Here is an 18,566-nt window from a genome sequence, read left to right as displayed (position 1 = left end):
TCACGCGAGGGCGTGGTGGTGGTCTCAACCGAGGAGCGGGTCGAGGTTGCTGTCCAGGCCCAGGCCGCCCAGCGTAATCCCGCTGCCGACGAGCCCCAGACGGGTGGCTGTCCTGGAGATCTTGTTGAGGGAATTGGCGTCGAACTGGCCGCCCAGCGCCGAAGTGCCCAATTTGATGGACTTGAGGTCGGATGCCACACCGGGATCCGCGATGGAGAAGGATTTCCCCAGACCCTTGAAGGCGTTACCGCCTCCGCGCGTGGACAGCTCGTTAACGGCCTTGGCGTAATTCCCGCCGCCGGGCTTGAGTGCCTTGAGGTTGGTGCTCCAGGAGCTCTTGGAGAACGGCTCGGTGAACGGCTCCTTGAGCGACTTCCAGACGTCTCCCTTGCCCAGTTTGGAAGACTGCCCGGAAGCGCGCCGGAGGTTCTTGTTCGCACGGCTTACCTGGCGGACGGTCCGCGCCGCTCCGGCTCTGCCGAGTTTGCCGAGCGCTCCCTTTGCGAACTTGCCCGCGATCTTGGAGAAGCCCTTGCCGACCCCCATCATGAGGAACCCGAGCGCCGCGAACCCGAGGTCCATCCACTCCGCGTTGCCCTGGAGCACCTGCACGAAGGTCGCCGCGAAGTTGATCAACGTGGCGATCATGGCAATGGCCCCCAGGACACCCGCCACGGCCTGCCCGATCACCGGGATCCAGCCGACGACGAGCGAGAGGATTCCGCACCATGTGGCGATGAAGGACGTGACATCGGCGATGTCCTTGACCAGGGTGTCCCAGAAGCCGTCCTTCAGGGAATCGTGGTTGATGACGGCGTCGATGGAGTCGCGGGCCCGCTTGGCCGCGTCGTCCCGGATCTTCCTGGCGGCGCTGACCTTCTCTCGTGCCGCGGCGATCTCGTCACCCGCCGAGTCGCGCTGGTCCTCCAGGTCCTTGCGGGCCTTGTCGTCCTTGCCCTTGTCCGCCGCGTCCTTGCTCTTGCCCTTGTCCGGGAGCCCGTCCAGGCTTCTTTGAGCCGCGCCTTTGCGCTCGTCGGCCTCCTGGGCGTCCTTGAGGGCCGCGTCGGCGATCTCCTGGGCGCGGTTCAGGTCGGAAGCGTAATCCCGTGATGTGGCGTGCAGCTTGTCCTGATAGCCGCCGCCCACTTCGACGACTGCGGAGCCAATGGCCGTGGCCGCCGTGTCGTACCGCTTGAAAGCCGCTTCGAGCTTCTTGACGTTGCCCTTGGCCTTCTCGCGGAATTCTTTGCCGGCCTTGCTGTCCCAGGCGTCGACGTCGGCGACCGCCTTCAGGTTGCGGATCTGCCGGTCGAGTTCCTCGGCGGTCTTGCGCAACTGCCGCCCGAGAGCGACCATGCGATCAGGATCGCCGGGAACGGGGTCGCTGTCGGCGACAGGATGCCAGTCGTGCGGCCTTCCGGCCATCGTCAATTCCCCTTCTTCTTGGGGTCCTGAGCGCCGCGGATCGCCTCGGCCAGCTGGTGATCGATGTCTTCGTACGCCTTGGCGGCCGCCTTGGCGATCTGCGCGAGCGCGTCGATCTCGCCGGTCAACTTCTCGCGGCTGATCTCCCAATTCTCGGCGAAATCGGCGAACTTGTCGGCGAGCGCGCTGTTACCGAAGTCGTCCTCGTACTTGTCGCCCAGCTTCTCCAGGCCCTCGAAGGCCTTCTTGACGTTGCTGAGTCCCGTTCCCATTTCCTTGATCACATCGAGATCGAGCCGGGTGTGATCACTGCCGTCGCCCATGACGCCCCCGTCGTGCCGCGCTGTCGAGTTCCCGTGCGCCCGTCGTAGCCGACGGCAACCACCGGTACGACGGGACGCCTGGGCCCCCCGTCGTACCGGGTCGCACGTGTGGAGGGAAGAGCGTCAGCCCTTGACACCCTTGGCCAGCTGGTCGTCCAGGTCCTCGTACGCCTTCGCGGCGTCCTCGAGGAACTTGGCCATGCCCTTGAGGCCTTCGAGGGTGTCCTTCATGCCCTTGGTGAACTCCTTGAAGGAGTCGTCGAAGGCCTGGGAGCCCTTGGACGTGGTGTAGCCGTCGGCGACCAGGCCGTCGATGTAGCTGTCGAGGCCGTGGAGCTTGTCCTCCATCTTTTCCTTCTCGTGGCCCAGTCGCTTAGCAGCGCCCCGCATCTTCTCGTAAGTGATGTCTGCGTCTTTGCCGCCGGCCATGTGGCGTCCTCCATACTCAACTCGCCGCAGGGCCAACCCCCGTGGCTCCTGGTGCGGATGATGCGATCGTCCGCATTGAGCATGCAGCTTACTTATGACGCTTGCAGGAGCACACCCCGGTTCTGTCACGAGCCCGCACCAGAGGGAGGGCCAAAGGCGGGGCCGGGGACGCCGTGCGGGCCAGGGTGCCGGGCGGCCTTCGTCGTTCCCTCACACCGCCCGTTGCCTGCGGGAAGGGGTGAGCGGATATCGTCGGGGGCACTGTGGCCCGCGTTCCGGAAGCGGCCGCGGGTGTCTGGGGGAGGACGAGCGTGCGGCTCACTCTGACCGTCGTCGATCCGCTCGGCGGGGCCACCGCCGACGTCGTTCTTGATGCGGATCCCGAGTCCTCGGTGGGGGACATCGCCAAGGAACTGGCCGAACACGTCGGGTACGGCGGTGGCGCGCAGATCATCCCGCTCGGGCACCATCAAGGGGCCGCGGGCGGCGGTGCGCCCGTCGCGTACGTCGACGGGTATCCCGTCGATCCCGGCGCGACCATCGGCACCTCCCCGCTGCGCGAGGGTGCCGTCGTCAGCCTGCACGACCCCGCCGGGTGTCTGCCCGGCGAGCCGACCGGGCTCGTCGAGCTGCGGGTGGCCGGCGGTCCCGCCGCGGGTGCCGTGCACCGGCTCGGCATCGGCCGCTACGACATCGGCAGCGGCGCCGCGTCGTACATCCGGATCGACGATCCCGAACTGCCCTCCCGTGCCCTGACGTTGTCAGTTGCAACCGATGGAACCTGCCGCCTCGACGTCCATGGCGAGAAAGCCGGCGCGGGCCAGGGCGAGGACGCTGACCCGAAGAGTGGCGTGCGGCTCGACGGGGAGCTCTTCGCCTCCCTCGATGCCGACTCCTGGCCCCTCGGCGGTCAGGTCGCGGTCGGCAACACCCTGCTGCAGCTGGACCGTTACTCGCCGCCGAACGCCGCTCTCAAGTGGTCCGAGGACGGGGCGGGGCTTGACTACAACCGGCCGCCGCGGCTGCATCCGCCGGAGCGGGAGACGAAGTTCCGGCTGCCCAGTCCCGTACGGGACTACGAGGCACGGCCGTTGCCCTGGCTGATGGCACTGACGCCGCTGGTCAGTGCGGTCGTCATGGTGATGGTCTTCGGGCGCTGGTACTACATGATCATGGCGCTGCTGAGCCCGCTCATCATGCTCGGCAACTACTTCATGGACAAGAAGCAGGGGCGCAAGTCCCATGCGAAGCAGGTCAAGGAGTACAAGGAGCACAAGGAGCGGATCGAGAACGACGCCCAGGAGGCCCTGGCCGCCGAGCGGCTCGACCGGCGTCAGGCGATACCCGACCCGGCGGCCGTGCTGTCGCTGGGCACCGGCCCGCGCACCCGGCTGTGGGAGCGGCGCCGCACCGACGCCGACCATCTGCTGCTGCGCGTCGGCACCGGGCAGATGCCGTCCGAGGTCGTGCTCGACGACCCGGAGCAGGACGAGCACAAGCGCCAGGTGACCTGGACCATCGAGGACGCGCCGGTCGCCCTCCCGCTCGCCGAGCGCGGTGTCGTCGGCATCGCCGGACCCGGTGACTCGGCCCAGGCGCTGGGGCGTTGGGCCGTCGCCCAGGCCGCGGTGCTGCACAGCCCGCTGGACGTGCAGTTCTACGTACTCACCGAGAGCAGCGGCCGGGACAGCTGGGACTGGGTGCGCTGGCTGCCGCACAGCCGGCCCGCCGGGGCGCAGGACGCCAACGTGCTCATCGGCACGGACGCCGAGACCGTCGGCGCCCGGATCGGCGAGCTGACCCAGCTCCTCGACGCCCGCCAGAAGGCCGCCCGGCAGAACGGCAACAAGGCCTCGTTCAGCGACCCCGACATCATCGTCGTCTGGGACGGTTCGCGCCGGCTGCGGTCCATGCCCGGCGTGGTGCGGCTGCTGCGCGAGGGCCCGGCCATGTCGATGTACGCGCTCTGCCTGGACGCCGAGGAGCGGTTCCTGCCCGGCGAGTGCCAGGCGATCGTGATCGCGGAACCGAAGCCCGAGGAGCACGCGGCGGTGCGGCAGCCGGCCCGCACGGTGCCCGCCGCACCGGCGGCGCCGGGCGGCTTCCCGTCCTTCCACGCCTGGCACGCGGCCGAGCCCGACGACTCCGCCGCCGGTGCGGGCAAGCCGCTGGAACTGCGGTTGCGTGTGGAGCAGACGGGTATCGCGCGGGTCAAGGACGTACGGCCGGACTTCGTGTCGGCGGCCTGGTGCGGGCGGCTCGCGCGCGCCCTGTCCCCGCTCCGCGACATCAGCGGGGAGACCGAGGACTCGGCGCTCCCCGGTGCCAGCAGGCTGCTCGACGTGCTCCAGCTGGAGCCGCCGACCAGCGACGCGATCACCGCGCGCTGGCGGATGGGCGGCCAGTCGACGATGGCCGTCATCGGTGAGTCGTACGACGGTCCGTTCGGCATCGACATGCGGCGCGACGGGCCGCACGGTCTGATCGCCGGTACGACGGGCTCCGGCAAGTCGGAGCTGCTCCAGACGATCGTGGCGTCGCTGGCGGTGTCCAACACCCCGGAGAACATGACGTTCGTCCTCGTCGACTACAAGGGCGGCTCGGCCTTCAAGGACTGCGTCAAACTCCCGCACACCGTCGGCATGGTGACCGACCTCGACGCCCATCTCGTGGAACGGGCCCTGGAGTCGCTGGGCGCGGAGCTGAAGCGGCGCGAGCACATCCTCGCCGCGGCCGACGCCAAGGACATCGAAGACTACCAGGATCTCGTCCGCCGCGATCCCTCGCACGCCTCCGTGCCCCGGCTCCTCATCGTCATCGACGAGTTCGCCTCCATGGTGCGCGACCTGCCCGACTTCGTGACGGGTCTGGTCAACATCGCCCAGCGAGGCCGTTCGCTCGGCATCCACCTGCTGCTGGCCACGCAGCGCCCGAGCGGTGTGGTCTCGCCGGAGATCCGCGCCAACACCAACCTGCGGATCGCGCTGCGGGTGACCGACGGCGGCGAGTCCAGCGACGTCATCGACTCCCCCGAGGCCGGGCACATCTCCAAGAACACGCCGGGGCGGGCGTACGTCCGGCTCGGGCACGCCTCGCTGGTGCCGTTCCAGTCGGGCCGCGTCGGTGGCCGGCGGCCGGGTGCCGCCGACCCCGCGGCGCTCGCGCCCTGGGCCGGGCCGCTGGGCTGGGAGGACCTCGGGCGGGCCGCGCTGGTCAAGCCGAAGGCCGAGCAGCGCGAGGAGGAGGAGATCACCGACCTGAAGGTGCTGGTCGACGCGGTCCGCGACGCCAACCGGGTGCTCGGTATCCCGCAGCAGCACAGTCCCTGGCTGCCGGCGCTGTCCGAGACGCTGCTGCTCGACGAGGTCCCGGTGCCCGCGTTCGCGGGCGGCCCCGGCAAGCTGCCGCCCGCCGCGTACGGCGTCGAGGACCTGCCCGCCGACCAGGCGCGCCGGCCGGTGGTCGTGGACTTCGCCTCCTTCGGGCACCTGCTCATCGGCGGGGCCCCGCGCAGCGGCCGCTCCCAGGTCCTGCGCACGATCGCGGGTTCACTGGCCCGCACCCACTCGGCGGCCGACGTCCACCTCTACGGCATCGACTGCGGCAACGGCGCGCTCAACGCGCTGACCCGGCTGCCGCACTGCGGTGCCGTCGTGGGCCGCAACCAGACCGAGCGCGTGGTCCGTCTCATCGCCCGCCTCAAGGGTGAACTGACGCGCAGGCAGGACCTGTTGGCCGACAAGGGGTTCGCCGACATCGGCGAGCAGCGGGCGGCCGAGCCGGAGGGCGAGCGGCTGCCGCACCTCGTGGTGCTGCTGGACCGCTGGGAGGGCTGGCTGCCCACCCTCGGCGAGTACGACCACGGCGACCTCACCGACCAGTTGACCGCGATGATGCGCGAGGGCGCGAGCGTCGGCCTGCACATGGTGATGACGGGTGACCGGCAGATCCTCTCCACCCGGATCGGCTCGCTCACCGAGGACAAGTACGGCCTGCGGCTCGCGGACCGCTCAGACTTCTCGCTGATCGGCATCAACGCCCGCAAGATCCCCGAGGAGATCCCGCCGGGCCGCGGCTACCGCAACGAGCACGGTACGGAGACCCAGTTCGCGCTGCTCACCGAGGACGCGACGGGTCAGGGGCAGGCCGCGGCCCTCTCCGCGATCGGTGAGGCCGCCGCTGTCCGTGACGCCGAACTGCCGCGCGACCGGCGTCCGTTCCGCGTCGACGTGCTGCCGACCCGGATCAACTTCGCCGACGCCTGGGAGATGCGCGACCCGGACGCCTCCCGCTCCAGGCTGTGGGGTCTCGTGGGCATCGGCGGCGACGACATCATGGGCTTCGGCCCCGACCTGTCCCAGGGCGTGCCGACGTTCGTGATCGCGGGCCCCGCCAAGTCGGGCCGCAGTACGACGCTGATGAACATGGCACGGTCGTACCTGGCCCAGGGCGTCCGGCTGGTCATCGCGGCGCCCCGCCCGTCGCCGCTGCGCGAACTGGACGGCGCGGAGGGCGTGTTGAAGGTGTTCGACGAGGACGACATCGAGGGTGACGACCTGCGCGAGGCCATCGACTCGGCGTCGCGCGAGGAGCCGATCGTGGTCCTGGTCGACGACGGCGAGGTCCTGGAGGACTGCGACGCCGAGACGGTCTTCAAGCGGATCGTGCAGCGCGGCGCCGAACGCGGCCTCGGCCTGGTCATCGCCGGTGACGAGGAGGACGTCTGCAGCGGCTTCTCCGGCTGGCAGGTCGAGATGAAGAAGGGCCGCCGCGGCATCCTGCTGTCGCCGCAGGACTCCTCCGCGGGCGAGCTGATCGGCATCCGCACGAACCGCAGCATGGTCGGCGGACCGGTCGCACCCGGCAAGGGCCTGCTGCACCTCGGCGACGGCGAGCCGCTGACGGTGACCACGCCGATGTGACCCCGGTCATCACGGGGGCGCAGGACGTAGCGACGAGAGGGCGGGACCGGTGAGCGGATCGGCGAGGCCGAAGCGGCGACGGGCCGCGGGGGCGGCGTTGCGCTACGAGCATGTGCGGCAGCGTCCGTCCTCGTGGTCGCGGGCGAAGGAGCGGGCGTCCCGGGGGGAGCCGTGGTTCGGCTGTCTCGTGATGCTGATCGGCACGGCGGGGATTGCCGGGTTCGCGCTCCTGGGCATGACCTGGGGGCACGTTCTCTGGGGCCGGGTGGCCCCGGCCGTACCCGGTGGCGGATACGGCTTCGCCGCCCTCGTCGGCGCCCTCGCGCCGATCGGGTGCGCCGTCGTGGCGATGACGCTGTCCCGGATGAAGTGGCGTACGAGCGCGCTCCGTTCACTCGGCTGGGCCGTCGCCTCCCTGCCCGGCGTCGCCGGCTGCCTGCTCTGGGCGTCGGTCGTGTTCGCGAGCTTCCGCCCCAAGCACCGGAGCGACTGGCGCGGCGCGTGCCACAGCCGCGGCGAGGCCTGCTGGGTGCACGTCGAGTACCCCTGGGTCTGGGCCGTCGGGCTGCTGTCGACGGTGCTGGTCTCGGCGGCCCTGATCGCCGCGGCGGGCAAGGTCATGCACCTCCGCGAGAGGAACCGGCCGGCCTCCTGATCGGGGCGGCCGCCCCGATCCGCGCGGGCACGTCGCCGTCACCCGGCCGCCTCACCCGCGCATGCGGCCCGGACCTCTTACTCGACCTTGGTCATCCGGGCCACCGGGTCGCCCGCGTCGGCGTTGTCCGTCTCGTAGGTGAGGGTGCCGACGCCGGGGGTCAGCCGGACCTCGTGGCGGCCGGTGGTGCAGACGTCGCGGTTGGACTTGTCGGCGACACTCGTGGCGACGAGCTGTTTCGCGGTGACCTTCTTCAGGATGAGGGTGTCGTCACAGATGCCGCCGATCTGGTCGGTCTGCCGGAAGGTGCCCAACTCCTGTCCCACGGCGGCCTGGTGGACGGTGACGCGGAAGGTCCCCATCGGGAGGGTGCCGTTCAGGGCGAGCGCGTCGCCCTCCCAGGTGCCGAGGTAGGTGGCGGGGATCGCGGACGCCTGCCCGGTCGCGCCGGGGGTGCTCCGCGTGGGAGCGGGCTCGGCGGCGGTCGCGCCGGACGACGGGCCCGGGGTGGCCGGAGCGCTCCCACTCCCCCGCACGGTCGGAGCGGGGCCCGACGCGCTGTCCTGGTCGTCCGAGCCTCCGCCCGGCAGCAGGTCGAAGAGGAACGCCGAGCCGACGGTCACGGCCGCCAGCGCTCCCGCCACGGCGAGCGCGACCGTGCAGCTCATCCGGCGGCCCCGACCGTCCGTCCCCGGGGCGCTGGTCGCGGCGACACTGACGGAGACCTTGCCGGGCCGGTCCCGCGCCGGCCCGTTCTCCGGCGCCCCCTCGCGGTGCACGGCGTCCTGGGGCTCCGCGGCCCCGGTATCGCGCTGCCCGGGAAGGTACGGGGGCATCATGGGGGGCGGCCCGAAGCCCGGCGGCGGCGGACCGAACCCGGGAGTCGACGAGGACGCCCCGAACCCGGAGCCCGGCGGCCCGAACCCGTTCCCGGCACCGATCCCCGCGGCACTCCCCACACCGGTCCCCGCAGCGCTCCCGGCACCGCCGGTCTCCACCGCCGGACTGCTGAACCCCACCAGCCCGGAAGGCGGGGCGTCCCCGGCCCCGGTGGCCTCGAGGTTCAGCAGTTGTACGGCACTTCGGCTCACCTGTTCCACCAGCGCGCCCGGCAGCCAGCCCGCCGTCACGAGCCGGGCCGCTCCCTGCGGTGCCAGGCGGACCGCGACCTCGGCCGGAGTGGGCCGATCCGTGGGCGACTTGGCCAGGCAGGCCGCCACCAGGCCACGCAACTCGCCGTCCAGGGCGTCGAGTCGGGGCTCCTCGTGGACCACCATGTAGAGGAGGGAGGCGGACGAGTCCCCGGGGAACGGAGGCTCGCCGGTGGCCGCGTACGCGAGGACGGCGCCGAGGGAGAAGATGTCGGCGGCGCCCGTGACGCCCTTGCCGAGGATCTGCTCGGGGGACATGTAGCCGGGTGAGCCGACCGAGACGCCGGTCGAGGTCAGGGAGGCGGTGCCGTCGGTGGCCCGGGCGATCCCGAAGTCGATCAGCAGGGGGCCGTCGAGGGTCAGCAGCACGTTGGACGGCTTGACGTCACGGTGGACGAGGCCCAGGGCGTGGACCGCCGTGAGGGCCTCGGCCAGGCCGGCACCGAGCGCGCGCACGGAGTGGACCGGGAGGGGGCCGCCGTCCGCGACGGCCGCCGTCAGTGACGGCCCTGCCGCGTAGCCGGTGGCGACCCAGGGCACGGGCGCCTCGGGGTCCGCGTCGAGGACGGGGGCCGTCCAGGCACCGCCGACCCGCCGCGCCGCGTCGACCTCGCGGCGGAAACGGGCCCGGAACTCCTCGTCGAGCGCGAAGTGCGGATGCACGATCTTGACCGCGACCGTCCGTCCGCCCGCGCTGCGGCCCAGGTACACACGCCCCATGCCGCCGGAACCCAGCCGGCCGAGCAGCCGGTAGGGCCCCACGACAGTGGGCTCGTCGACGCCGAGTGGCTGCATGGCACCCACGGATCACCCCTCCCCCGTACACACTGCCCAGCAGCGTAGTGCCGTGCGCCTCCGGAGCCCCCCGACTGTGGGTGTCTCAGGGCTGGAGGAGCCGTACGTCCACGTCCGCCGGGAAGCCGGTGGTCGGACCGACAAGGCGCGCGAACTCCTGGACGGCCGCCAGCTGGGGGCCGCCGAAACGGAAGTCGAGCGTCGTGAAGTACTGCTCCAGGACCGTCTCGTCGAAGGCCTCCCAGCGGGCCGCCTGCTCGGCGACCTTGGAGACCTCGTCGAGCGAGAGGTCGCGGGAGGCGAGGAAGGCCTCGTGCACCTTGCGGGTGACGAGCGGCTCGCGCTCCAGGTAGTCGCGCCGGGCCGCCCAGACGGCGAACACGAACGGGAGGCCCGTCCACTCCTTCCACAGCGCGCCGAGGTCGTGGACCTGGAGCCCGTACTTCGGCCCGTCCAGCAGGTTGGCCCGCAGCGCCGCGTCGCCGATGAGGACGGCGGCGTCGGCCTCCTGCATCATCAGGCTCAGATCGGGCGGGCAGGTGTAGTACGACGGCTGGACGCCGACCTTCTCGGCGAGCAGCAGCTGCGCCAGCCGGACGGACGTACGGGACGTCGAGCCGAGGGCGACGCGGGCGCCGTCCAGCTGGTCGAGCGGGACCTGCGAAACGATCACGCAGGACATCACGGGGCCGTCGCAGCCGACCGCGATGTCCGGGAAGGCCACCAGCTCGTCGGCGTGCTTGAGGAACTCGACGAGCGTGATGGGCCCGATGTCGAGATCACCCCGCACCAGCTGCTCGCTGAGCTTCTCCGGGGTGTCCTTGGTGAGCTCGAAGTCGAGGAGCGTGCCCGTTCTCGCGAGCCCCCAGTACAGGGGCAGGCAGTTCAGGAACTGGATGTGGCCGACGCGCGGCCGGGTGCGAGAATTGTCCACATCGCGAGGCTAGCCCCCATGGAATACGGTGCGGGCTTCAGGGTGGGCCATAGGTGGCGGAAACCATCCGGCCCCCTGGTGTCAACCCTTGTGACACCGTGAAGTCAACGCACGTCAGACCGGTCGTCCGTCCGGGCGAAAGTTCGCGGCGGCGTGATCTTTCCCTCTATTGCTTTCGGCTGCCTGCGTGCTAGGCTCGCCCGCAAGTTGCAGTTTGGTTTCCCTTGCAGTACAGAGCCTGCGGAGCATGTGACCGCGGGCTCTCGTCGTTTTCAGACGTATGCAGTTGTTTACACAATCGCAGGTTCTGGAGCAGGGCAACCCTTTGGGCCCAAGGAGGGCTTATGGCTACCGGAACCGTGAAGTGGTTCAACGCCGAAAAGGGCTTTGGTTTCATCGCCCAGGAAGGCGGCGGCCCGGACGTCTTCGTCCACTACTCCGCGATCAACGCGAGCGGATTCCGCTCTCTCGAAGAGAACCAGGCGGTTTCCTTCGACGTCACGCAGGGTCCGAAGGGCCCGCAGGCGGAGAACGTCACCCCGATGTAAGCATTCGGCTCTCTGAGCCGATGCTTTGATCCGGAACTGATAGCAGTACCCAAGGAGCCCCGCGCCAGCCGGTCGCGGGGCTCCTGCCTTTGTCCCGGCCGCTCTCCGCGGCCGCCCCGGCACCCGGCGTCACCGGCCGTCGGGCACCCCGCGGGTCGCCGCCTCCACCCGGGGACCGGGACCGGCCGTCACCGGGCGTAGATCGCCTCGATCTCCCGGGCGAAGTCGCCCGCGATCGCCGTGCGCCGCAGCTTCATCGAGGGCGTGAGGTGGCCCGCCGCCTCGGTGAAGTCGCGGGGCAGGACGGTGAAGCGGCGGATGGACTCCGGGCGGGAGACGAGCTTGTTCGCCTCGTCGACCGCCCGCTGGAGGATCGCGAGCAGCTCGGGGTCGTCCATGATCAGTTCGGGTGGGACCCCGTGCTTGCCGTTCATCCGGCGCCAGTGCGTGATGCCCTCGGGGTCGAGCGTGATGAGGGCGGCGACGAAGGGGCGGCGGTCGCCGACCACCATGCACTGGGCGATCAGGGGGTGGGAGCGGAGCCAGTTCTCCAGGGGCGCCGGGGCGACGTTCTTGCCGCCCGCGGTGATCAGGATCTCCTTCTTGCGCCCGGTGATGGTGAGGTAGCCGCCGTCGTCGAGTTCACCGATGTCGCCGGTCGCGAACCAGCCGTCCGGGGCGGCGTCGACGACACCGCCCGCGTTCGGGTCCCAGTAGCCGCGGAAGACCTGTTCGCCGCTCAGCAGGACCTCGCCGTCGGCCGCTATCCGCACCCGGGTGCCGGGCAGTGGCCAACCGACCGTGCCCAGACGGGGTTTGACCGGGGGTGTGACGGTCGCGGCGGCGGTCGTCTCCGTCAGGCCGTACCCCTCGAAGATCTCGATGCCGACGCCCGCGTAGAAGGCGGCGAGCCGGCGTCCGAGCGGGGAGCCGCCGCAGATGGCGTAACGGACCCTGCCGCCCAGCGCGTTGCGGATCCGGCGGTAGACGAGGGGGTCGTACAGGGCGCGGGCGGTGCGCAGTCCCCGGCTCGGTCCGGGTCCGGTGCCGTGCTGTCTGGCCTCGACGGCCTCGCCGTACTTCTGGGCGATGCGGGCCGCGCGGTCGAAGGACGAGCCGCGGCCCATCCGTTCGGCCGTCGCGCGGCCGGTGTTGTAGACCTTCTCCAGGACGTACGGGATGGCCAGCAGGAACGTCGGCTTGAACGAGGCGAGGTCGGCGAGGAGTTCGTCGGTCTGGAGGCTCGGGGCGTGTCCGAGTTTCACCCGGGCGCGCATACAGGCGACGGCGACCATGCGGCCGAAGACGTGCGAGAGGGGGAGGAAGAGAAGCGTGGAGGCGGGGTCCTGGGTGCGGGACTTGAAGATCGGGTAGAGCAGTTCCACCGCGTTGTCGACCTCGGCGAAGAAGTTGCCGTGGGTCAGGGCGCAGCCCTTGGGACGGCCGGTGGTTCCCGAGGTGTAGATCAGGGTGGCGAGCGTGTCGGGGCCCAGCACCCCGCGCCGGACGGCGACTTCCTGGTCGGGGACGTTGCGGCCGAGCTCCGCGAGTCGCTCGACGTGCCCCTTATCGAAGATCCACATGTGCCGCAGGTCCGGGATACGCTCGCGTTCGGGGCCGAGGCTCGCGGCCTGGGCCACGGACTCGACGGCGATGGCGACGGCTCCGGAGTCCTGGAGGATCCAGCGGGTCTGGAAGATCGAGGACGTCGGGTAGACGGGCACGGTGACGAGCCCGGCGGCCCAGGCGGCGAAGTCGAGAAGGGTCCACTCGTACGTCGTGCGCGCCATGATGGCGATCCGGTCGCCCGGCATGAGGCCCTCGGCGATCAGGCCCTTGGCGACGGCCAGGACCTGCTCGGCGTACTCGGCAGCGGTCACGTCGGTCCAGCGGTCGCCGTCGGGTGTCTTCCGGCTGAGGACCGGCTCGTGCGGAGTCGCCGCCGCGTTGTCGAACGGGATGTCGGCGAGGGAGCCGTGCGTCACCTGTCCCACGAGCGGCGGTACCGCGACCTCGCGCACGACTCCGTCCAGCCGCCTGATCTCGGGTTCCCGCAGGGGCGGAGCGGCGTCGTGGGCGTACGTGCTGGACACAAGGCGGCTCCTTGTCGGCCGGGCGGCCGGGGCGGGTGCAAGGCAGGTGCGGGTGGCTCGGAGGAGCGCGGGGCACGCAACCTCATACGAGCCTGGGGAGTGAGGGGTTCAGGGTCGGCAACCCGGTGAGACCGGGGATCCTACGGCGCCCGCGTGTGGGGTTTGTGGCGCTTTGGGGCGGGCGGGGTGCGAGTTACCCGGGGTAGCCGTGAGGGCGTGGAGCGGGTGTCCACGGTTCCCGCGGGTGGGCCGTCGGTGGACGTCCCGGCGCGCACCGGCCGGCCGGACCCGCGGGAGCGGACTCACCCGCGCTCCAGGATCGCCGTCACCCCCTGCCCTCCGGCGGCGCAGACGGAGATCAGCCCGCGGCCGGGCGCGTCCCGCTCCGCGAGGAGCGTCGCCAGGGTCGCCACGATGCGGGCGCCGGTGGCGGCGAAGGGGTGGCCGGTGGCCAGCGAGGAGCCCGCCACGTTCAGGCGGGAGCGGTCCACCGTGCCGAGGCCGCGCTTCTCCCAGGCGGCGAGGGTGGCGAGCACCTGGGAGGCGAACGCCTCGTGGATCTCGACGAAGTCGAAGTCGGACAGGGCGAGTCCGGTCCGCTCCAGCATGCGCGGGACGGCGTACGCGGGTGCCATCAGGAGCCCGTCCTCGCCGCCTGCCACGTCTCCCTCGACGAAGTCGACGGCCGCCGTCTCGTACGCCGTCAGGTGGGCGAGGACCGGCAGCCCACGCGTCTTCGCCCACGCGTCGCTCGCGAGCAGCACCACGGCGGCGCCGTCGGTGAGCGGGGTCGAGTTGCCCGCCGTCATCGTCGGCTCGGGGGCGCCAAGACCGAACACCGGGCTGAGCGTCGCGAGTTTCTCGACCGTCGAACCGGGCCGGAGGTTCTGGTCCCGGTCGAGACCGCGGAAGGGGATGACGAGATCGCTCAGCAGTCCGCGGTCGTAGGCCGCCGCGAGCCGCTGGTGACTGGTGGCGGCGAGTTCGTCCTGGTCCTCGCGCCGCACACCCCAGGCGCGGGCGGTGACGGCGGCGTGCTCGCCCATCGACAGGCCCGTGCGGGGTTCGGCGTTGCGCGGGATGTCCGGCACGAGGTGCGCGGGGCGGACCCGGGCCAGGGCCTTGAGGCGGGCGCCGGGCGACTTCGCCCGGCGGACTTCGAGGAGGATGCGGCGCAGGGTGTCGTTCACACCCAGGGGCGCGTCGCTGGCCGTGTCCGCGCCGCCCGCGATCGCCGAGTCGGTCTGGCCGAGGGTGATCTTGTTGGCGGCGGCGATGACGGCCTGCAGACCCGTGCCGCAGGCCTGCTGGATGTCGTACGCCGGGGTGCGGGCGTCGAGCTTCGAGCCGAGGACCGTCTCGCGGGCGAGGTTGAAGTCCCGGCTGTGCTTGAGGACCGCGCCGGCCACCAACTCTCCCACCGCGCCCGGCTCGTCGAGCCCGTACCGCCCCACCAGGCCGTCCACGGCGGCGGTCAGCATCTCCTGGTTGGAGGCGGCGGCGTACGGGCCGTCGGACCGCGCGAAGGGGATCCGGGTCCCGCCGACGACGGCGACGGGGCGCGTCCGCGCGGGGCCCGGGCCGTGCGGCGAACCGGACGCGGCGCCCTGCCCACCGGACGCGGCGGCCACCGCGGGTGCCGTCCCTGCCGGAGTGTCGTCCCGCTCGCTCATGCCTGGACCGCCTTCCGGAGAACGTGCTGTCTCATCTCGACCTGTCCCCTCGCCCTGGCATACCCTTACCCCGGGTAACCTTACTCTGGAGTAAATTTACGTCCGCAGGGGGAGTTGGACAATGGCCGACCGCTATCTGAGCTTCACCGGCACCGCGCCGGGCCGCTTTCTGACCCGTCGGCTCGGGCTGCCCCAGCCGACGGCCCTGCACCGCTGGTCGGCCGAACATCCCTCCTTCGAGGGCGAGTTGCTCCACCTCACCGCGGGCAAGTCCTCGCTGGAGGGGCCGGACGGACTCGCCGCCGTGCTGGGCAGGACCGGGCTCGGGGTGCGCGCGGAGAGCGAACGGCCCATCGCCGTCGTCCTCGACGCCACCGGTGTCACCGACGTCGACACGCTCGCCGAGGTGCACGCCTCCCTGCACCCCGTCGTGCGGTCGGTCACCGACAGCGGCCGGGTGATCGTGCTCGGCGCACCGCTGGACGCCGCCGACCACCACCAGGCGGCGGTCCAGCAGGCGTTGGAGGGCTTCGTGCGCTCGCTCGGCAAGGAGATCGGGCGCGGCCGCACGGTGACGCTGCTGCGGCTGACCGACGCGAACGCCGCCGAGTCGACACTGCGCTTCCTCCTCTCCCCCAAGTCCGCGTACGTGAGCGGCCAGGTGATCGGGATCGGGGGCGGGGCCGAGGTGACCGCGCCCGAGGACTGGGCGCTCCCCCTCGCCGGGCGCAGCGCGCTCGTCACCGGGGCGGCGCGCGGGATCGGTGAGGCGGTGGCTGCCGCGCTGGCGCGGGACGGGGCGCGGGTGGTGTGCCTGGACGTGCCGGGTGCGGCGGCCGAACTCGACGCCGTCGCCGGACGGCTGGGCGGCACGGCCCTCGCCCTCGACATCACCTCCCCCGACGCGGGAGCGCGGATCCTTGCGGCCCTGCCGTCCGACGGGCTCGACGTCCTCGTCCACAACGCGGGGATCACCCGCGACCGCCGGCTGGTCAACATGGCTGCGGAACGATGGAGTTCGGTGCTCGACGTGAACCTCGCGAGCGTGCTGCGCACCACGGACGCCCTGCTCTCGGCGGGCGGGCTGCGGCACGGCGGGCGGATCGTGGCCACCGCCTCCATCGCCGGACTCGCGGGGAACGCGGGCCAGACGAACTACGCCGCGAGCAAGGCGGGCGTCGCCGGACTCGTCCGCGCGCTGGCCCCGCGCGCCGCGGCCGAGCACGGGGTCACCGTGAACGCCGTGGCGCCGGGCTTCATCGAGACGAAGATGACGGCGGCCGTCCCGCTGTTCATCCGTGAGGCGGGCCGCCGGATGAACTCCCTCGGCCAGGGCGGTCTGCCCGTCGACGTCGCCGAGACCACCGCATGGCTCGCGCACCCCGCGTCCGGAGCCGTCAACGGCCAGGTCGTCCGCGTCTGCGGCCAGAGCCTGTTGGGGGCATAGGCCCCCTCCCCTCCGTCCACCGGCAGCCGCACCTCCCATCACCCCGGAGACTCCGATGCGCACGCAGCCCTCCACTCGCCCCGAGCCCGCGACCCGGACGCTCACCGCGCCGCCCCCCCTCACTCCGCTGCTGGCGCGCGGCGCCCTGCTCTCCCCGTTCAAGCGCCCCCGCCCGGACGCCCCCGTCCCCGCCGCGCGGCTCGTGCTGCCGGGTGTCCGGGTCGACCTCGCCCGTCTCGCCGCCTACGAGCGGGTGTGCGGGTTCGCGACCGGGCCGGACGTCCTGCCGGTGACCTATCCCCATGTGCTGGCGTTTCCGCTGGCCATGCGCATCATGGCGGGGCGGGACTTCCCGCTGCCGCTGCTCGGTCTGGTGCACACGTCGATCGGGATCACCCAGTACGAGGCGCCGACCGCGACCGCGGAGTACGACCTCGCGGTGCGGGTCGAGGGACTGGCACCGCACCGCAGGGGCACCGAGGCGACCGTACTGACCGAGGCGCGGGCCGACGGCAGGCTCGTGTGGGAGTCGAGGAGCACGTATCTCGCCCGGCACCGGACGCGCGAGGAGACTCCGGGGAACGCGGCGCGAGGGCCGGCGTCCGACCGGCCGGCCTCACGGGAGGAGCCGGGGGACGACCCGGCGGCGCGGCCCAGGACCCTGCCCGCGCTCGCCGAGTGGCGGCTCGCGCCGGACGTCGGCCGCCGCTACGGCGCGGTCTCCGGCGACCGCAACCCGATCCATCTGCACCCGCTGACGGCCCGCCTCTTCGGCTTCCCGCGCGCCATCGCGCACGGGATGTGGACCGTCGCCCGCTGCCTCGCCGAGTACGGCCCGCAGGGCGCGGTGGAGGTACGGGCGGACTTCCGCGCGCCGGTCCCGCTCCCGGGCACGGTGACGTACGCCGCTCAGGGCCTCGCCTTCGAACTCCGCACCGGCGACCGCGTCCACCTGACCGGCGACGTACGACCGCTTCCCGCGGGAACGCACACGGGCGGGGCCACGGCCCCCGCGGCTCCGACCGGGTGACAGGGGCGGCAGCGCGGCGCTGAAACGCGCCGTCGCGCCCGATCGGCGGCCACGCCCCGGCCTGAGCGGCGCTCTCGGAGTCCTCGGGGCCTGGGGCAGGGTCTACGCCTGCGCGTCGGCCTGGGGCGGGATCCACGGCCGGTCGCGCATGAGATCGCCGAGGCCCGCCCAGGCGAAGTTCATCAGGGTGGTGGCGGCCTGCCGGGCCGAGACGCCCGGAGTGACGTTGGCCCAGGCGGCGAGCGACTCGGCGGCACCGACCAGGGCTTCCGCCAGTCCGGCGACCTCCCGCTCGGGCAGCGACGGGTCGCGATGCGCCTCCCGGGCCGCGTCGACGATCAACCCCGTGACGAACACGACGATTTCCTCACGCATCGCGGACACCTCGGCCGCGAAGGGTTCGCCGTGCGTACGGGCCTGGAGATGCAGGACCGCCCACCCGTCCGGGTGTTCGGCGGTGTGCGTGAAGAACGCCCCGAGGCCTTCCCAGAGTTGGCGGTCGGCCGGCAGTCCGTGGCGGACACCGGCACGGACTGCGGCGGTCAGCGCCTTGGCCTCACGCCGGATGCACGCGGTGAACAGGTCTTCCTTGGAGTTCAGGTACAGATACACCAACGGCTTGGACACACCCGCCAGTTCGGCGATCTCGTCCATCGACGCGGCACGGTAGCCACGCTGCCCGAAGGTCCGTACGGCCGCGTCCAGCATCTGCTGTTCGCGTACCGCGCGCGGCATCCGCTTGCTCTTCACAGCACCCATGCGGGCAAGCGTACGATCCGCCGCGCCCCCGGCCGGGCACGCGGCGGTGTCGGGCGGGGGTCAGGAGGTCTGGCTGCGGGCGCCGGGGGAGGCCTCGTCGAGGACCTCGTCCTCCTGGCTGCGGTTGCGCTCCAGGTTGGCCCTGGCGCGGTCCACACGGGCGACGACCTGCGCCGAGGCACGGTCACGCTCACCGCGCAGGACGACGAAACTGATCGGCGCCGAGATCACCAGGGCGAGCAGGACGACCCACATGTAGTTGGAGTCGCCGAGGCCGCGCGGGGCGATGCCCGAGTAGACGAGGCCCCAGACGACCACGAGGCAGCCCACGAAGATACCGAGGCGCATCAGTGTGTAGCGGAACATCTCAATCCACTCTTCC

General features: G+C 71.8%; 14 protein-coding genes. 5 read left to right on the top strand and 9 right to left on the bottom strand.

Features of this window, described 5'->3' with window-relative positions; translation table 11 throughout:
- Window positions 1–24 precede the first annotated feature (24 nt).
- The 3 genes from ACIRQH_RS35820 to ACIRQH_RS35810 all read right to left on the bottom strand — a co-directional run bounded on the left by ACIRQH_RS35820 (window position 25) and on the right by ACIRQH_RS35810 (window position 2,177).
- Window positions 25–1,425 carry a putative T7SS-secreted protein gene (locus ACIRQH_RS35820; protein ID WP_404229195.1) on the bottom strand — a complete coding sequence of 467 codons (1,401 nt, stop codon included), beginning with the start codon at window positions 1,423–1,425 and terminating at the stop codon, window positions 25–27.
- A 2-nt stretch (window positions 1,426–1,427) separates the two neighbouring features.
- On the bottom strand, window positions 1,428–1,748 hold the full coding sequence (locus tag ACIRQH_RS35815; protein WP_358818358.1) for a hypothetical protein: 321 nt from the start codon (window positions 1,746–1,748) through the stop codon (window positions 1,428–1,430).
- 123 nt (window positions 1,749–1,871) lie between these two features.
- Entirely contained in the window at window positions 1,872–2,177 is a 306-nt protein-coding gene (locus tag ACIRQH_RS35810; RefSeq protein ID WP_081218742.1) for a WXG100 family type VII secretion target, read from the bottom strand.
- A 311-nt stretch (window positions 2,178–2,488) separates the two neighbouring features.
- Here ACIRQH_RS35810 and ACIRQH_RS35805 point away from each other — a divergent pair, with 311 nt between their 5' ends.
- Together ACIRQH_RS35805 and ACIRQH_RS35800 are read left to right on the top strand one after the other, a co-directional pair.
- Entirely contained in the window at window positions 2,489–7,099 is a 4,611-nt protein-coding gene (locus tag ACIRQH_RS35805; protein WP_404229192.1) for an FtsK/SpoIIIE domain-containing protein, read from the top strand.
- Between the two features lie 49 nt (window positions 7,100–7,148).
- A complete protein-coding gene (locus ACIRQH_RS35800) occupies window positions 7,149–7,754 on the top strand; it encodes a hypothetical protein (protein ID WP_358818356.1) in 606 nt (201 codons plus the stop codon).
- A 77-nt stretch (window positions 7,755–7,831) separates the two neighbouring features.
- Here ACIRQH_RS35800 and ACIRQH_RS35795 read toward each other — a convergent pair whose 3' ends face one another.
- Both ACIRQH_RS35795 and ACIRQH_RS35790 read right to left on the bottom strand, forming a co-directional pair.
- Window positions 7,832–9,700, bottom strand: a complete 1,869-nt coding sequence (locus ACIRQH_RS35795; RefSeq protein WP_404229281.1) for a serine/threonine-protein kinase — start codon at window positions 9,698–9,700, stop codon at window positions 7,832–7,834.
- A gap of 85 nt (window positions 9,701–9,785) precedes the next feature.
- A complete protein-coding gene (locus ACIRQH_RS35790) occupies window positions 9,786–10,634 on the bottom strand; it encodes a menaquinone biosynthetic enzyme MqnA/MqnD family protein (protein WP_388874683.1) in 849 nt (282 codons plus the stop codon).
- Window positions 10,635–10,978: 344 nt separating this feature from the next.
- Between ACIRQH_RS35790 and ACIRQH_RS35785 the strand changes: the two genes are divergently transcribed.
- Window positions 10,979–11,182: a cold-shock protein gene (locus ACIRQH_RS35785; protein ID WP_067282429.1), complete on the top strand. Its 204-nt coding sequence runs from the start codon at window positions 10,979–10,981 to the stop codon at window positions 11,180–11,182.
- 188 nt (window positions 11,183–11,370) lie between these two features.
- Here the strand turns inward: ACIRQH_RS35785 and ACIRQH_RS35780 are convergent, their stop codons facing one another.
- Window positions 11,371–13,275: an AMP-binding protein gene (locus ACIRQH_RS35780; RefSeq protein WP_358818354.1), complete on the bottom strand. Its 1,905-nt coding sequence runs from the start codon at window positions 13,273–13,275 to the stop codon at window positions 11,371–11,373.
- A gap of 302 nt (window positions 13,276–13,577) precedes the next feature.
- Window positions 13,578–14,948, bottom strand: a complete 1,371-nt coding sequence (locus ACIRQH_RS35775) for an acetyl-CoA C-acetyltransferase (protein WP_404229189.1) — start codon at window positions 14,946–14,948, stop codon at window positions 13,578–13,580.
- Window positions 14,949–15,069: 121 nt separating this feature from the next.
- Here ACIRQH_RS35775 and ACIRQH_RS35770 point away from each other — a divergent pair, with 121 nt between their 5' ends.
- Together ACIRQH_RS35770 and ACIRQH_RS35765 are read left to right on the top strand one after the other, a co-directional pair.
- The gene (locus tag ACIRQH_RS35770) at window positions 15,070–16,395 is read left to right on the top strand and encodes a 3-oxoacyl-ACP reductase (RefSeq protein ID WP_388874674.1); all 1,326 of its coding nucleotides are present in this window, start codon (window positions 15,070–15,072) and stop codon (window positions 16,393–16,395) included.
- Window positions 16,396–16,450: 55 nt separating this feature from the next.
- Window positions 16,451–17,425, top strand: coding sequence for a MaoC family dehydratase (locus ACIRQH_RS35765; protein WP_388874672.1), 975 nt, complete (start codon window positions 16,451–16,453; stop codon window positions 17,423–17,425).
- Window positions 17,426–17,527: 102 nt separating this feature from the next.
- Here the strand turns inward: ACIRQH_RS35765 and ACIRQH_RS35760 are convergent, their stop codons facing one another.
- Both ACIRQH_RS35760 and ACIRQH_RS35755 read right to left on the bottom strand, forming a co-directional pair.
- On the bottom strand, window positions 17,528–18,184 hold the full coding sequence (locus ACIRQH_RS35760; protein WP_404229185.1) for a TetR/AcrR family transcriptional regulator: 657 nt from the start codon (window positions 18,182–18,184) through the stop codon (window positions 17,528–17,530).
- Between the two features lie 60 nt (window positions 18,185–18,244).
- Window positions 18,245–18,550, bottom strand: a complete 306-nt coding sequence (locus ACIRQH_RS35755; RefSeq protein WP_358818349.1) for a DUF4229 domain-containing protein — start codon at window positions 18,548–18,550, stop codon at window positions 18,245–18,247.
- Between the last annotated feature and the right edge of the window lie 16 nt (window positions 18,551–18,566).

The organism is Streptomyces sp. NPDC102279 (assembly GCF_044766365.1).
In the GTDB taxonomy this organism is placed as follows: Bacteria; Actinomycetota; Actinomycetes; order Streptomycetales; family Streptomycetaceae; genus Streptomyces.
Note: the sequence above shows the minus strand (reverse complement) of the source record. Positions and strands in the feature narration are given on the sequence as shown.

Excerpts from the sequence above, each read along its gene's own strand:
- ACIRQH_RS35810 (WP_081218742.1), bottom strand. The coding sequence starts at position 2,177 with ATGGCCGGCGGCAAAGACGCAGACATCACTTACGAGAAGATGCGGGGC.
- ACIRQH_RS35785 (WP_067282429.1), top strand. The coding sequence starts at position 10,979 with ATGGCTACCGGAACCGTGAAGTGGTTCAACGCCGAAAAGGGCTTTGGT.
- ACIRQH_RS35820 (WP_404229195.1), bottom strand. The coding sequence starts at position 1,425 with ATGGCCGGAAGGCCGCACGACTGGCATCCTGTCGCCGACAGCGACCCC.
- ACIRQH_RS35775 (WP_404229189.1), bottom strand. The coding sequence starts at position 14,948 with ATGAGCGAGCGGGACGACACTCCGGCAGGGACGGCACCCGCGGTGGCC.
- ACIRQH_RS35770 (WP_388874674.1), top strand. The coding sequence starts at position 15,070 with ATGGCCGACCGCTATCTGAGCTTCACCGGCACCGCGCCGGGCCGCTTT.
- ACIRQH_RS35815 (WP_358818358.1), bottom strand. The coding sequence starts at position 1,748 with ATGGGCGACGGCAGTGATCACACCCGGCTCGATCTCGATGTGATCAAG.
- ACIRQH_RS35795 (WP_404229281.1), bottom strand. The coding sequence starts at position 9,700 with ATGCAGCCACTCGGCGTCGACGAGCCCACTGTCGTGGGGCCCTACCGG.
- ACIRQH_RS35755 (WP_358818349.1), bottom strand. The coding sequence starts at position 18,550 with ATGTTCCGCTACACACTGATGCGCCTCGGTATCTTCGTGGGCTGCCTC.
- ACIRQH_RS35765 (WP_388874672.1), top strand. The coding sequence starts at position 16,451 with ATGCGCACGCAGCCCTCCACTCGCCCCGAGCCCGCGACCCGGACGCTC.
- ACIRQH_RS35760 (WP_404229185.1), bottom strand. The coding sequence starts at position 18,184 with ATGGGTGCTGTGAAGAGCAAGCGGATGCCGCGCGCGGTACGCGAACAG.